General features: G+C 66.4%; 13 protein-coding genes. 5 read left to right on the top strand and 8 right to left on the bottom strand.

Annotated elements, in window-relative coordinates; all coding sequences use genetic code 11:
- Positions 1-60: 60 nt before the first annotated feature.
- The 6 genes from DNA98_RS01490 to DNA98_RS01465 form a co-directional block, all read right to left on the bottom strand.
- Positions 61-1,374: a deoxyribodipyrimidine photo-lyase gene (locus DNA98_RS01490; protein ID WP_110524879.1), complete on the bottom strand. Its 1,314-nt coding sequence runs from the start codon at positions 1,372-1,374 to the stop codon at positions 61-63.
- Between the two features lie 319 nt (positions 1,375-1,693).
- Positions 1,694-3,175, bottom strand: coding sequence for an NAD(P)/FAD-dependent oxidoreductase (locus tag DNA98_RS01485; protein ID WP_110524877.1), 1,482 nt, complete (start codon positions 3,173-3,175; stop codon positions 1,694-1,696).
- Between the two features lie 10 nt (positions 3,176-3,185).
- Positions 3,186-3,689, bottom strand: coding sequence for a peroxiredoxin (locus DNA98_RS01480; RefSeq protein WP_110524875.1), 504 nt, complete (start codon positions 3,687-3,689; stop codon positions 3,186-3,188).
- A 229-nt stretch (positions 3,690-3,918) separates the two neighbouring features.
- Entirely contained in the window at positions 3,919-4,062 is a 144-nt protein-coding gene (locus tag DNA98_RS17985) for a hypothetical protein (protein WP_233492998.1), read from the bottom strand.
- 355 nt (positions 4,063-4,417) lie between these two features.
- Positions 4,418-6,445, bottom strand: a complete 2,028-nt coding sequence (locus tag DNA98_RS01470) for a protein kinase (protein ID WP_110524873.1) — start codon at positions 6,443-6,445, stop codon at positions 4,418-4,420.
- Positions 6,442-7,200, bottom strand: a complete 759-nt coding sequence (locus tag DNA98_RS01465; RefSeq protein WP_165363875.1) for a PP2C family serine/threonine-protein phosphatase — start codon at positions 7,198-7,200, stop codon at positions 6,442-6,444. Before DNA98_RS01465 ends, DNA98_RS01470 begins: the two co-directional genes overlap by 4 nt.
- Positions 7,201-7,343: 143 nt before the next feature.
- Here DNA98_RS01465 and DNA98_RS01460 point away from each other — a divergent pair, with 143 nt between their 5' ends.
- The 5 genes from DNA98_RS01460 (at position 7,344) to DNA98_RS01440 (ending at position 12,146) form a co-directional block, all read left to right on the top strand.
- Positions 7,344-9,161 carry a hypothetical protein gene (locus DNA98_RS01460; protein ID WP_110524868.1) on the top strand — a complete coding sequence of 606 codons (1,818 nt, stop codon included), beginning with the start codon at positions 7,344-7,346 and terminating at the stop codon, positions 9,159-9,161.
- 363 nt (positions 9,162-9,524) lie between these two features.
- Complete coding sequence (locus DNA98_RS01455; RefSeq protein WP_110524866.1) at positions 9,525-10,730, top strand: MFS transporter; 1,206 nt, start codon at positions 9,525-9,527, stop codon at positions 10,728-10,730.
- A 69-nt stretch (positions 10,731-10,799) separates the two neighbouring features.
- A complete protein-coding gene (locus tag DNA98_RS01450) occupies positions 10,800-11,111 on the top strand; it encodes a YbaB/EbfC family nucleoid-associated protein (RefSeq protein ID WP_110524864.1) in 312 nt (103 codons plus the stop codon).
- A 55-nt stretch (positions 11,112-11,166) separates the two neighbouring features.
- Positions 11,167-11,784 carry a recombination mediator RecR gene (gene recR / locus DNA98_RS01445; RefSeq protein ID WP_110524862.1) on the top strand — a complete coding sequence of 206 codons (618 nt, stop codon included), beginning with the start codon at positions 11,167-11,169 and terminating at the stop codon, positions 11,782-11,784.
- Positions 11,785-11,795: 11 nt separating this feature from the next.
- Positions 11,796-12,146 (top strand): hypothetical protein, encoded by a 351-nt coding sequence (locus DNA98_RS01440; RefSeq protein ID WP_110524860.1) that lies wholly within the window; start codon positions 11,796-11,798, stop codon positions 12,144-12,146.
- 96 nt (positions 12,147-12,242) lie between these two features.
- Here the strand turns inward: DNA98_RS01440 and DNA98_RS01435 are convergent, their stop codons facing one another.
- Positions 12,243-12,986, bottom strand: coding sequence for a nitrilase-related carbon-nitrogen hydrolase (locus tag DNA98_RS01435; protein WP_110524858.1), 744 nt, complete (start codon positions 12,984-12,986; stop codon positions 12,243-12,245).
- On the bottom strand, positions 12,983-13,213 hold the full coding sequence (locus DNA98_RS01430) for a hypothetical protein (protein ID WP_129865516.1): 231 nt from the start codon (positions 13,211-13,213) through the stop codon (positions 12,983-12,985). Before DNA98_RS01430 ends, DNA98_RS01435 begins: the two co-directional genes overlap by 4 nt.
- Positions 13,214-13,228: the final 15 nt, after the last annotated feature.

Raw genomic sequence — 13,228 nt, 5'->3', positions numbered from 1 at the left:
TGCCTCTCCTGCCACGAGCCTATCTGTTCAGTTTACGTACAATATTTGTCTATATTACGTTCAGCCTCGAGGCCCCCCTCGGGCGATCCGTGCGGCCGCCTCGAGGTAGCGCCGGCGGGCGGCCTCGAGGTCGAGCACGGGTCGCCCGTAAGGCTCGAGCCTACCCTCAGACTCGGGTACCCAGCGGCGTAGCCAATCGCCGCCGGGGTCGTGGGTCTGGGCCTGGGCCGCGAGGTTGAACACCCGGAAGTAGGGGGCCGCGTCCACCCCCAGCCCCCCTGCCCACTGCCAGCCCTGTAGGTTGGAGGCGTTGTCCCCGTCGAGCAGCAGGTCGCGGAAGGCCCGCTCGCACTTCTGCCAGGGCAGCAGGGCCAGCTTCACCGCGAACTGCGCCACCACCATCCGCGCGCGGTTCGAGAGGAAGCCGGTGGCCCGCAGCTCGCGCATGGCGGCGTCCACCACCGGAATACCGGTGCGGCCCTCGAGCCAGGCCCCGAAGAGCTCGGGGTCGTCCTGCCAGGGTAGCCCGTCCCAGCGCGGGTCGAAGGCCGAGCGCGCCATGTGGGGGAAGTTGTGGAGCAGCTCTCCGCTGAAGTCGCGCCAGGCCAGCTCGCTCACCCACTTGCGGGCCCCCTCCCCCCCCACCCGCAGGGCCCGCCGCACTGCCAGCCGGGGCGAGAGCACCCCCAGGGTGAAGTAGTAGGACAGGCGCGAGCCCCCGCTGCCGTCGAGCCGGTCACGGGTCTGGTGATACAGCGGCAGCCTGTCCGAGAGGAAGGCCTCGAGCGCCCCTAGCGCGGCCTCCTCCCCCGCGGGCGGCAAGGGCACGTCGGAGGACTCCTCTGGGAGCGAACCCGGATCGTATTCGGGGGGGAGGGCCGCCGGGGGAAAGCGAGCGGGCACCTCGAGCGGCTCCCCTTCCAAAGCGGCCCACCACCGGCGGAAATAGGGGGTGAACACGGTGTAGGGGCCCCCATCCGGTTTGAGGATCTCTCCCGGCTTCTGGACGTACTGGCCGTGGAACCATGCCACCCGGCCCGGCAGGGCCTCCTCCACCTTCCGGTCGCGGAAGCGGGCGTAGGGAGTCGAGTTGCGCACCGCGAAGACCCGGCGAAGGCCCAGCTCGGCCACCACCCGGGGCAGCACCTCCCAGGGCAACCCGCTTCGCACCAACAAGGTGCCCCCGCACCGGGCATAGGCCTCGCGCAGCGCGGCGACATTGCGGCAAAACCAAGCCCGCCGCCGGGCGGAGGTGTTGCTTAGGATGTTAGGGTCGAGGACCACCAGGCCCAGCGCGGGGCCGCTGCGCAAGGCAGCAGCCAGGGCCGGGTTGTCGTGGAGGCGCAGGTCGGCTCGGTGCCAGACGAGGTTCATGCCCTTCTTTTACCCGCAGAGCCGAAGGGCGCCCTTAGCCCGACCTACAAAGCCAGGGTCGGTACACCGGTAACCGGATTGTTGGGGCATTGGGCCGATCGCACGTCCCCCACGGCGTACGCCGAACGAAGGGGATCGGTCCCTAGGTGTACGGGCCCTGCCCGTCCCGATAGGGGATCGTCCCCTAGGTGTACAGCCATAGGCTGTCCCGAAGGGAATCTACCCCAGGTGTACGAGCTTTGCTCGTCCCGACAGGGAATCTACCTCCGGGTGTACGGGCGTAGCCCGTCCTGAAGGGGATCGTCCCCTTACCAGACCACTAGCTCCCGACTCCCTGGGGGCACCCGTCTGGCCCGCCGACTCGGACCCCCAGCCTGCGCAGCACCAACCCGGCTACCCGAACGCCTCCCATGGCCACCGCCGGAACCGACTGGCCGGGAAAGACCGTCTCCCCCACCCGCCACAGGTTGGCCAACGGGGTGCGCGGCGAGGGCGTGCGCAAGGGGTGGACCTGGGGGTAGCCCCCCACCCAGCCCTCCTGGCGCGAGGTATAGCGGGCGTAGGTGCGCGGGGAACCCGCCAGGAGCAGGATGGCCGCCTCCCGGAAGCCCGGGATCAACCGCTCGACCTGCCGCATCACCCGATCTTGCCAGGCCCTCTTTCGGGCAGCGTACTCCTCCTCCGAGAGGCCGCGCCAGGCCTCGAGGGGGGTGTGCACCGAGGCCGAGAGCACCCGCACTCCGGGGGGGCCGCGCAGGGGGTCCTCCGGCTCGGACAGGCTGACGAAAACCCACTCGCCCTCCCCGGCCCACTGCCGGTAGGGCGGCCCCGGTGGGACCGCGGCCGCGGGGAGGGCCGCGTGGAGCACGAAGGCGCCCCAACCATCGGCGGGCGGGCGGCCCGGCCGGCCCAGCAGGCGGCCCAGGTCACCGGGGGTCAGGTTGGCCACGAAGAGGTCGGCCTCGAGCCGCTCCCGCTGCCCCCGGCGCCGCCCGCCCAGCCCCACCTCCACGGCCCGCACCCGGCCGCCCTGGGTCAGGAGCCGCTCGGCCCGGTGGCGGTAGAGCACGCGTCCACCGTGGCGCTCGACGGCCTGGGCCAGCGTCTGGGCCACCGCCCCCATCCCGCCCCGCGGCATGGCCGGGCCCCGGTGCGGCAGGTCCAGGGCCGCCGCGCCGAAGAGGGCGTAGGTGTGCTGGGCGTCGGCCTGGGAGGCGATGAGCAGCTGGGCGTCGAGGAAGCGCCGGAAGGCCGGGTCTTGGGGGGTATGGGCCGCGACCGGACGCAGCAGGTCCAGCAGGCCAAGGGGATGGCGCAGGGCCCAGGGCAGGCCCAGGCCCACCAGCCGGGCGAGCTCGAGGAGGTCGGCGGGCGGGAACGGCAGGGCCTCCGCCAGCGGCCAAAGCGCCGCGGCCTGCCGGCCCTGCCACTCCCAAAAGGGCCGCACCCGGGGGCCGAAGGCCTCGAGCTGTGCCTCCAGTTCATACGCCCGCCCCACTGGGCGGTCCACGCTCCGGCCGTCCGGCAGCCAGACCCGCATCAGGGGCTCACCGGCCTCGAGCCGCCGCACCGGGAACTCCACCCCCAGCCTATGGCCCAGCCGCTCGAACACCCCGCCGGGGTCGAAGCCCGCCAGCAGCGTGGCCCCGGCGTCGAAGCGGTAGCCTTGGTGAAAAAAGGTCCCCGCCGAGCCGCCGGGGTAGGTGTGGGCCTCGAGCACGGTGACCTCGAGGCCCGCTTGGGCCAGCAGCGCAGCCGTGGTCAGGCCGCCCACCCCGGCCCCGATGACCATGACCCGCATCCGGCCCCGCCTACTTGCCGAGCTTCTCCTTGAGGTAGGCCAGCACGGTGTCGGGGTCCTTGAAGGGGTTGACGTTGCGCCAGACCTTCTCGATGCGGCCCTGGGGGTTGATCAGGAAGGTATCGCGGGCGTAGAAGCCGAGGAGGCTGCCCACCTTGTAGGCCTTGGCGAGAACGCCGTCTCGGTCGGGGATCATGGCCCCTTTGAGGGCCAGCTTCTCGATGAACTCGCACTGCTCGGCCGCCGGGTCGTGGCTCACCCCGAAGATCTCCACGTTGTACCGCGCGAACTCCTCGTACAGCTCGGCGTAGCGCTTGCCCTGCGCCGAGCATCCCGGCGAGGAGGCCTTGGGGTAGAACCACAGCACCACATACTTCCCCGACTTGGTGATCTGGGCTAGGTCCACCGGCTTGCCGTACGAGTCGCTGACCTTGGGCAGCGGCGCGGGATCGCCCGGCGCGATGGCCCTGGCGCCGAAGATGGAGAGGATCAAAACCCACAGCAGGCTTCTCATACCTCGAGTGTGCCACCCAATCGGTGCCTCGGGTGTAGGCCAGCACGCTCTTCTAGGGCAGGAGTATCCGCGTGGGGGCGTAGCAGAGGGACGTGACCTCTATAGGGACCTCCCGGAATTCCCCTGAAGCCGCGGCGACGGTAAGTCGGTAGCTTCCCGGGGCGATCTCTAGGAAACGGGCTGCTCCCCTCATCCATCTGGACCCAGTAACCTCGTTTGCTACCTGAAGTCAGGCCAGCACACCTGAGAGGTTGTGAGCCGCGATCTTGAGATTGACCCTGGCCCTGAGTGAGCAGAAGGTCTTGGCCTGTCCCACGGGCAGGTGGAGGGAGCGGACCAGGGAACTGAAACTGGTCTCGATGCGCTTACGCATCCTGGCGCTTCATGTTCTTGCAGCTGGGACGATCCCCTATTGGGACGACGTGCCGCCGTGCACCGGGACAAAGGCCCAGCGCCGGAACGATCCCCCCCGGGCTCGCCGCCGCGTGCGGCTTGAGGCCCCAACCCTTGCTGGCCTCGGGTTACCCTGGGCGATGGGAAGGGGCTTGGTATCAATGACCTCAATCCCCCAATCCTCCCTGATGGTTTCTCATAGCAACCATCCCCTTTGAGGCGCAGCGCCCCTCCGGGACAGCAACTCCCTCGTTTATGGGCCCAGGAGCTGCTTCCTGGGGAGGTACCCGTCGGTCTCTATAGATACCGTAGCTACGACCCCCTCGACGGCAAGCTCAGTTTTTGTGTTTGGCGTGGTTCATCCAAAGCGCGAGCGAGCGCAGCGGGGCGTAGATGTCTATCGGCGACAGGACCTCACCGGAAAGCCGTATCCGGTGAATTTTGGTACCGCCCCGTCGGGCGGCGTAGAGGATGTCTCCTCGAACCGCCATCTCCACGATGCTGTTAGGGTCTTCTCCCTCCAAAAGTTGCAGCGGGGTCGAGCTGACGATCTGCCCATCTTGAGCTACCTGGCGGATCTTCTGGGCGTCGGCATCGTAGACGTAGAGCTGATCCTCGGGGCCCAACCCCAAGCCGGCGAGCACCCGCAACTCCTGGGTCTCGCGGTTTTTACGGAAGGCATAGCGCGAAAGATACTGGCCCTCCAGGCTGAGGCGTTGCACCTGGCGGTTGCCGTAGTCGAGCACGTAGAGGAAGTGGCGACCTACCGCCAAGCTTTTGGGGGCATCGAAGGTGCCTCGGCCTGGCCCAGCCCCGCCGAAGCGGCCCAGCAGGTTACCCTCGAGGTCGAAGCGGCTGATGGTGCTGGTTTCGCTGTCGAGCACGTAGAGGTCGTTGCCCCCCGCTGCGATCGAGGCCGGATACAAAAACTCTCCCGGCTTCATGCCATAGGGGCCCATGCTGAACTCGAGCTCCCCCTCCGCCGAAAAACGGTGCACCAGCCGTACCCCGCTCCCGCCGTACTCGAAGAGGGTGATCCAGAAGCGGCCCTGCGGATCTATCGCCAGCGAGAGGGGGGGCGAGGGGAACTGGCCGCGCCCGCTGCCCACCCCGCTCCACATCCGGGCCAGCACCCCGCTGGGCTCCACCAGCCGCAGGGTACCCTTTTTGGCCTCCACCGCGAGGGCCAGGTAGTACTCGGCCTGCAAGCCCTGGTCCTCCTGCCAGTTGCCCTTGAGCGTCGCGATCACCTGGTCTAAGCCGGGGCGTTTCTCGGGGTCTTTGTCGAGCATCCGGTAGACCAGGTCGGAGAGGGCCTGGGGGATCTCAGGGTTGTGCTGGCGGGGTGGGGTGGGCATCTGGAAAATCTGCTGGTGGATCACCGCCTCGTAGCCTCCCTGAAACGGGGGCTGCCCGGTGAGGGCCTCGTAGAAGACCACCCCCAGGCTGTAGACGTCGGACTTGTGGTCGATGCGTTGGCCCTTGGCTTGCTCGGGGCTCATGTACACCGGGGTGCCGATGCGGGCCCCGGTGATGGTGAGCCGGGTCAGCACCTTTCCCGCGGCGATGCCGAAGTCCATCAGGCGCACCCCCCTGGGGTCCACCCGGCCATCCTCGCGGATGGCCCCTTTGAGCACCATGATGTTGCCCGGCTTGATGTCGCGGTGGATGATGCCCTGGGCGTGGATATGTTGTAGCGCCTCCGCTACCCGTTGCATGATCTCCACGCTCGAACGAATGCTGAGCTTACGGCCTTCGATCAGCCGGTCCAGCCCCTCGCCGTCCAGGAACTCCATGGCGATGTAGTGGGTATCGCCCACGTTGCCGTGATCAAATACCTTGACGATACCGGGATGATCGAGATGGGCCAGCACCTCGGCCTCGCGGTGGAAGCGACGCACAAAGCGCGCGTCGCCCACGAACTTCTCCTGGGGAATTTTGAGGGCCAACATCCGCCCAGAGCGGTCGCGGGCCTTGTAGACGGTGGCCATTCCACCGATTCCCACCTTTTCGAGGATTTCGTACTTATCTTCCAAGCCCCCCGGAGCATTGGTCAGACCGCTCAGGGTGGCTCGAGGGTTGGTGGGGGTTTTGGTAGGCCGGGTTTTGCCGTTTTTGGGACCTTTGGCGTTCTTGCCCGCAGGGGCGCGAGAGGTCGGGGCCCTGGAGAACGTCAGCCGCGGACCCCACACCCCCGCCAGGCCTAGCGCCGCCAACGGCAGCCAAGACGCGGGCTGAGCCCCTAGCCCCCAGGCCACCCCCAGCAGGAGGGCCATCCCCCCCAGCATCACCCAAGTGCCGGCCAAGCGCAACGCCAGGGCCACCGAGAGCCCCACCAGCAGCACCGCCAACAGGACGCTCATCGCCACCTCGCCGCTACCGCCGTGATGTTGTCGGTGCCGCCCCGCTCAAGGGCCAAGCGCACCCAGTGTTCCACGGAGGACTGCAAATCCAACGTGGTCTGCCACTCTTCGGGTAAAACCAAGTTATAAAGCCCATCGGTGGCGAGCACCAGGGTCTCGTCGGGGGCCAGGCTGATGCTCAGCAGGTCGTAGTGCACCTCAGCAAGCCCCAACGCCTGGGTCAGCATGTGCCGCCAGGGGTGGGTCTCGGCCTGGTGCGGGGTTAGGAGGCCTTCCCGGACCTGTTGGGCCACCCAGGAGTGGTCGGCGGTGAGTTGTTGCCAGCGGCCTTTGCTGCGGCAGTAGGCCCGGGTATCGCCCACATGGCCGATCACCCCGCTTTTGTTCCACTCGGTCAGCAACATGGCGGTGAGCGTAGTTCCCATGCCCTTGCGCTCGGGCACGCGTTCTCCTTCTTGCAGGATACGATGCTGGGCCAAGCGAAAAGCCTTATCCATCACACGCTCGAGCGGGACCGCCGGCCTGCCGCTGTCGAGCTGGGCCGCATAGGCCCGCACCGCCTCGGTGAGCCCCTCGATGGCCAGCTTGCTGGCCCACTCTCCAGCCTCCGAGCCGCCCATCCCATCCGCCACAGCCGCCAACACCAAGTTGCCCCGAGGTGTCGGATACACCGCCACCCGGTGGAAGTCCTCGTTGTTGCGCCGCCGCCGTCCGACGTTGGAAACGGTGGCGATTTCCAGGTGTGATAACCGCATGACTTCGCCTATCATAGCTCCCGCCCCCCACCCCAGGATTGGAAAATAACCGGGAATACTGCCTGGAGGGGCCCTCGATGAATCGCCCATCACAAGCTCGGCGGGAAAGGTTTGGTAGGCTCGAGGAGTGTTTTGGAGGGGCAATGAGCGAAGGATTGGCCGAACTGGTCGAACTGTACGAGTACAAGGTCGATGACCTGACCGCCGGGCGCGAACCCAAGGGGGGGCGGGCCAGCGTGATCCGGTTGCGTCAGTTGCTGATCAAGCTGGCCCATCAAGGCCCTTACGCCAAGCGTTTTCGCCAGGCGGACGCCCGCTTCCGCAGCCTAAACCAGATTCAGCACAACCTGAGCGAAGTGTTCGCTGAACCACCCCCCGCTGAACTGAGCAGCGTTTTCGTGGAGGAGGAGCCTCAGCTGGTCCCGGACGGGCCCAGCCCCGAGCGCCAGGCCCTCGAGGCCCTTACCCAGTCGGTGTACTGGGTGCGGCTCGAGCGCGACCTGGAGCGACAGGTCAAACACCTGCTCTCGGGTAAACGGGAGGAATTGCGCCTCGTTTACGCGCTGTTACAAAACCTCGAGGCCTACTCCAAAACCCCTCAGTTCGCCCAGGACTACAACCTCTCCCGTTTTACCCTCTCTCAGGCCATACCTGCCCTTTCCGATCCGCTGGTAAGCTTCGACGACCCTGGGGTCGCCAAAGCTTTACTGCTGGAGTTCTTCAAGGAAGCCTACCGCCTGCCGGACCGGCTGCGCCTGCCCCCCGAGGAGACCGTGGCCTACCTGCGCCGCTTCATGCGCCGGGTGATCGAGAGCGAAGGGGCCCTGAGGCCCCAGGGAGCGGGGCGGCGCACCTCGGTGGAGAGCCTGCGGCGGGCGCTGGAAGAAGCCCAGCGCATGCAGCTGCCGCTACCCGAGATCCGCGCCCTGGAGGAGCGCTTGCAAGCGGTGGCGGCGGAGGAGCGGCGCCTGTCGCTGGTGCTGGAAGAGGACCGCCAGCGCTTCCACCAGGCCTCGGAGCGGCTGGCCGCCCTGCTCTACCGCTACCTGCCAACCCCCCGCGGCGAGGCCCCTCTGCCCCAGATCCCGGCTAAAATCCTCTGGGGACAAGACCCCGATCTTCGGCAGGAGGCGATCGGCCCCGAAGACGCAGCCGTCACCCTGCGGCTGTTGCCGGCCCGGCTTAGCCTGGGTGGGCTCGAGGTCCTCCTCAGCGAGACCGCTGGGGAGTTCACGCTAAGCCTCGAAGGCACCGATTACCCACTGGATCCGGCGAAACCCCTGACCATCAAAGTAGGGGGCTTTGAGGTGTGGGCGATCCGCCATGGCCATTACCTTCACCTGCGCCTCGAGCCCCGCGTAGGGGCCCACATCTCCACCTTGTTGGCCGAGGGGCGGGTATTGGCCCACCTGCTGCGCCCTGATGAACACTTCGCCTACCTGCGGCTCCTGCGGGCCTTCTCGGCTCGGCTCAAGGGGCCGGTGGATTACTCCAATTTCGCCCCGGAATCCGCCCAGCGCTATGGCGAGGCCTCGCCGGATGCCCTCCAGGAGTTCGCCCGCAAAGGGCTCGAGGTGGTGCGCGGGCGGATCAGCAGCAGCTCCAACTGGCCGCTTTTGATGGAAGAGGTGGCCTCTCAGCTGGGGCTCGAGCGCCAAGGGCGGGCTTTGGCGACTGCCCTCTCCGAATGGGCGGGCCACCGCCCCCCCACCCGCGACACCCTGGGAGGGGTTGGGGCCTCCACCTTGAGCGAGGCCCCGGTCAGCGTGCGGCTGGGCTCGGTGGTGCTCTCGCTGCGCTACCAAGAAGACACCGTTTACGTGGCCACTGCCGCTCAGATGCCGCGCCGGCTCGACGACCTGCTGGTGTGGAGCGTCCCGGAGGGGATGGGGGTGCTGGCCAGGGAAGGATTGCGGGTGGCTTGCCTGCTGCTGCCCAACTCCCAGTTCGAAAGTGCCTAAGTGCGCCGGTAAGCCGGCAATTTTCGGGACGGCGTACCGCCGTACACCCAAGGGACGATCCCCTATCGGGACCGGCAAAGCCGGTACACCTAGGGGACGATCCCCTATCGGGACGGAGCAAGCTCCGTACACCCGGAGGTAGATTCCCTTTGGGACCGGCGGAGCCGGTACACCTAGGGGACCAATCCCCTTCGTACGACGTGGGACGTGCTGAGGGTTGAGGTAAGGCTGGTACGCAAAACGCGGGGGATCTTGCCGCTGAGCTCCCCTCGGCGGCTTCCCCGCCGAGCGGCCATCCCAAACCCACCTCAGCCCCAACGACGATATCCATCCACCAATCGGTGGATGTAGAATCTGCCTAACATGGTGGGGATTTTCCAGCAACCGGCCTTTTTGCGCCTGTTTTTATCCAACCTGGTTTCCCAGGTGGGCAATAAAGTACACCGTATTGCTCTTTTAGCCCTGGTTAACGAGACGTACGGGTTGGTCTGGACGGGGGTCCTCATCTCTGCCCAGCTGTTCTCCCGGGTCATCCTGGGACCGCTGTTGGGTCCTTTCGTCGACCGCAACGACCGCCGCCTGATCATGCTGTACTCGGACCTCCTCTGCATGGCTCTGGTGGCACTGATTCCGCTGCTAGGGATTCGCTCGCTGGGGGCTTTGATCGCGCTGACCGTGCTGGTTGCGGCCACCGATGCCCTGCGCTACCCGGCCCTCAACAGCGCAGTGGCCGACCTAGTTCCCGAAGCTTCGCTGGATCAGGCCAATAGTCTCCTGCTCCTGACCAACCGCGTGGCGGAGATCGGCTTCGTGGCCCTGGGGGGGCTGCTGGTGGCGGGGGTGGGCTTCGCCCCGGCCTTTTATATCGACGCCTTCTCCTACCTGGTCTCGGCTTTATACTTGCTGCGGCTTCCGGCCCTCAAACCCAAACCAAGCCCCCGCCGCCGCTACCTCACCGCTCTGCTCGAGGGCTTCCGGCCCCTCTGGCACAACCGCACCTTGCGCTATAGCGTGCTCAGCATCACCATAGCGGCCCTCTTTGGCTCCGCCGAAGCCGTGCTGGGCTACGTGCTGGCGGTCAGGGTACTGGGGATCGGGGTGCAGGGGTTTGGGGTGATAGAAGCCCTGACCGCCGCCGGGGCCTTGGTGGGCTTCTTATGGGTGCCGCACATCACCCGCCGGATGGCTCGAGAGCGGCTGTTCCTACTGGCCTTGATGGTCTTTGGTTTCGTCTATGCCTCCATGGGGGCTTTCCCCTACCCCATCTGGGTGGGGATGGCCAGCTTTCTCTTTGGGGTGGCGAACGCCGGGTTTATCGTCCCGATGCGAAGCATCTTGCAGATTGCTGCCCCCCCAGATCAGCGTGGGCGCATCTTGGGCACCTTTATCAGCCTGACAGACGCAGCCCAGATCGGGGGGGCTACCCTGGGCGCGACCCTAGCCGCCATGTTGGGCATCACGGAGGCCATAGTATTTTGCGGCCTGGCCGTGACCGCGTTGGCGCTAACGGTCACGCTGCTGGGGGGGATTCCCGAAGCCAGCACCGCTCCGACCGCAGCAAAAACGTGAAACTCCTCCGACGACACGCCGCTCCCTCGCGGGTGCACCGCCTATAATGGGTGCGGGAGACACGGACCCATGAACCTACAGAAGTTGATGAAAGAGGCCCAGAAGGCCCAACGAAAAGCCGCCGAGGTGCAGGAAAGGCTCGCAACGATGACCGTGGTAGGAAGCGCCGCAGGCTTAGTGGAAGTCACCGCCAACGGCCACGGCCAGATCCAAGCGGTGAAGCTCAAACCCGAAGCGGTGGATCCATCGGATCTCGAGGCCCTCGAGGATCTCCTCCTGGTAGCGATTCAAGACGCCCAACAAAAAGCTCACGAACTTTCCGAAAAAGAGATGGGCCGCGAGCTGGGAGGGATCGGCTCGATGTTAGGGGGAATGCTCTAAAGCCCGGCCTGATCGCCCTTGGGCTTCAGCGTTGGGCGTCGAGCAGTAGGCGGCGATGCGCTACCCTGAACGGTTACTCAAATTGGTGCGGGCCCTGGCGGTATTGCCCGGCGTAGGTCCCAAGACCGCGCAAAAGCTGGGGCTACACCTGGTGATGCAGCCAGACGCAGCCCAGGAACTCCTGGCGGCCCTAGATGCGGCTCGAGCGTTGCACCCCTGTCCGATCTGCGGCAACCTGGCCGAAGACGAGCTCTGCCCGATCTGCGCCGACGAGCACCGCGAGCGCAGTCTGGTCTGTGTGGTAGAGAGCGTAGGGGACCTGATGGCCCTCGAGCGGAGCGGGGAGTACGGCGGGCTCTACCACGTCCTGGGCGGGGCCCTGAACCCCCTCGAGGGTATTGGCCCCGAACAGCTCAACCTGGGAAGTTTGTACAAGCGGCTCGAGCCGGAGAACCCTGAAGCCCTGGGGGCTAAGGTCGAAGAGGTCATCCTCGCCACTTCAATGACCGTGGAGGGCGAGGCCACCGCCGCCTACCTGGCTGATGCGCTCAAGGAACGGGGAATCAAAGCCACCCGGCTGGCCTACGGCTTGCCAGCGGGGGGAAGCCTCGAGTATGCCGACGAGGTGACGCTGGCTCGAGCCCTGGAAAACCGCCGGGGCCTTGGCGAGTAAACAAACCTTTGATGATCGATCTTCTGCTGTGGCTGTTACTTGCCGGGACGGGAGCCTTGGCCGTTCGCCGCGCCCGGCTTCCGTGGGCCGCGGCTGGAGCTTGGCTCAACCTGCTGTGGTTTATATACCAAAACGAGATCGGATCGGGCTGGATCGGATACATGCGGGGGCTGGGGCTGGCTTTTATGTTGGCCGCCACCGGTCGGCAGTACGGCCTGTCCTGGGTGCTCACCCCATGGCCGCTGCTCATTGGGCTAGGCTTCAACCTGAGCGCTTTTGGGCCGTACTTGCCCCCCTTGGGCGACGGGCTGATGGCAGGAGCGCTAGTCTACTTGCTGGCAGGCTGGGTGCGCCGCCAGTGAGCCATCGGTCAAGCTATCGCGCGCTAGGGACATTTCTTCCTCGCCACCAAGCCTCTTGCGTTTCCCGTATGGCCAATTAAGTGCGTGAAATCAGCCCTAGAGCTTGTACAAATCCGGGCGGCGCTGGGAGAAGAGCGGGAACTCCTGGCGCAGGCGGTGAGGGTAAGTAGGGTCCAGTTCGACCACCCTAACCCCTTCTACCTCAAGCCGCGCCAGCTCCATCCCTAGTGGGTCAACGGCCAGGCTGGCCGCCCCGAAGGGCTCCTCGGCGTGGTTGACCGCGAGCAGGTAGGCCTGGTTCTCGGCAGCCCTGGCTTTGCAGAAAAGTTCCCAGGCGTAGCTGCGGCTCATGGGCCAGGCGGAGGGGACGAGGAAGAGGGTCACCCCGCCCACCGCGTAGGTGCGAAACAGCTCGGGAAAGCGCAGGTCGAAGCAGATCGCCACCCCGGCTTGGAAACCCTCGAGCCCTAGCCGCACCAGCGCTTGGCCGGGGATCATGGTCTCGGGCTCGCCAAAGGCCGGGATGAGGTGGGTTTTGGTGTAGCAGCCCAGTTCGCCCTGCGGACCGAGGATGCGCACCCGGTTGGCGTAGCGCTCCCCGGCCTGCTCCAGCACCCCGGCCAGGATTACCATTTGGTGCTGGCGGGCCGAGGTTTGCAGGGCCTCGAGCACCTGGGGCGTCGCTGCGGCGTCGGGGTAGCGGTACCCGCTGGGGAAGAGTTCGGGCAAAAGGACCAGTTGAGCCCCTTCCTGGGCGGCCTGCTCGATCAGGGGCAAGGCGGCTTTGAGGGTAGCTACAGGCGTCTCTCGGGTAGCGAGGTGAATGAGGGCAGCTTTCATGCGCTCTCCCGAAGGGTTCGGTAGTACAGATAGGGTAGTCCCAGGCCCAACAAGATGCCTAGCAGCGCGGCCAGAAACTCCCCCCAAAAGGCCTGCAACGCCAGCAAGATCCCCGCCAGCCAGGCGTAAAAGGGCAGGATGAAGGGCCTATCGCCGCCATACTGCACGATGCCGCTGGCGACCATCAGGGCGACCGAGAACACCGCCCCGGGGTTGCTGGGCCTCAAAAGCCAAAAGTATAC

The sequence above is a fragment of the Meiothermus sp. Pnk-1 genome (assembly GCF_003226535.1).
Lineage (GTDB): Bacteria > Deinococcota > Deinococci > Deinococcales > Thermaceae > Allomeiothermus.
The sequence above is the reverse complement of the archived record's forward strand: the minus strand, read 5'-3'. Positions and strand labels throughout refer to the sequence as shown.

What these genes read in the sequence shown, in the direction of transcription:
- DNA98_RS01490 (WP_110524879.1), bottom strand. Translation starts at nt 1,374, where the DNA reads ATGAACCTCGTCTGGCACCGAGCCGACCTGCGCCTCCACGACAACCCG.
- DNA98_RS01485 (WP_110524877.1), bottom strand. Translation starts at nt 3,175, where the DNA reads ATGCGGGTCATGGTCATCGGGGCCGGGGTGGGCGGCCTGACCACGGCT.
- DNA98_RS01480 (WP_110524875.1), bottom strand. Translation starts at nt 3,689, where the DNA reads ATGAGAAGCCTGCTGTGGGTTTTGATCCTCTCCATCTTCGGCGCCAGG.
- DNA98_RS17985 (WP_233492998.1), bottom strand. Translation starts at nt 4,062, where the DNA reads ATGCGTAAGCGCATCGAGACCAGTTTCAGTTCCCTGGTCCGCTCCCTC.
- DNA98_RS01470 (WP_110524873.1), bottom strand. Translation starts at nt 6,445, where the DNA reads ATGAGCGTCCTGTTGGCGGTGCTGCTGGTGGGGCTCTCGGTGGCCCTG.
- DNA98_RS01465 (WP_165363875.1), bottom strand. Translation starts at nt 7,200, where the DNA reads ATGCGGTTATCACACCTGGAAATCGCCACCGTTTCCAACGTCGGACGG.
- DNA98_RS01460 (WP_110524868.1), top strand. Translation starts at nt 7,344, where the DNA reads ATGAGCGAAGGATTGGCCGAACTGGTCGAACTGTACGAGTACAAGGTC.
- DNA98_RS01455 (WP_110524866.1), top strand. Translation starts at nt 9,525, where the DNA reads ATGGTGGGGATTTTCCAGCAACCGGCCTTTTTGCGCCTGTTTTTATCC.
- DNA98_RS01450 (WP_110524864.1), top strand. Translation starts at nt 10,800, where the DNA reads ATGAACCTACAGAAGTTGATGAAAGAGGCCCAGAAGGCCCAACGAAAA.
- recR (WP_110524862.1), top strand. Translation starts at nt 11,167, where the DNA reads ATGCGCTACCCTGAACGGTTACTCAAATTGGTGCGGGCCCTGGCGGTA.
- DNA98_RS01440 (WP_110524860.1), top strand. Translation starts at nt 11,796, where the DNA reads ATGATCGATCTTCTGCTGTGGCTGTTACTTGCCGGGACGGGAGCCTTG.
- DNA98_RS01435 (WP_110524858.1), bottom strand. Translation starts at nt 12,986, where the DNA reads ATGAAAGCTGCCCTCATTCACCTCGCTACCCGAGAGACGCCTGTAGCT.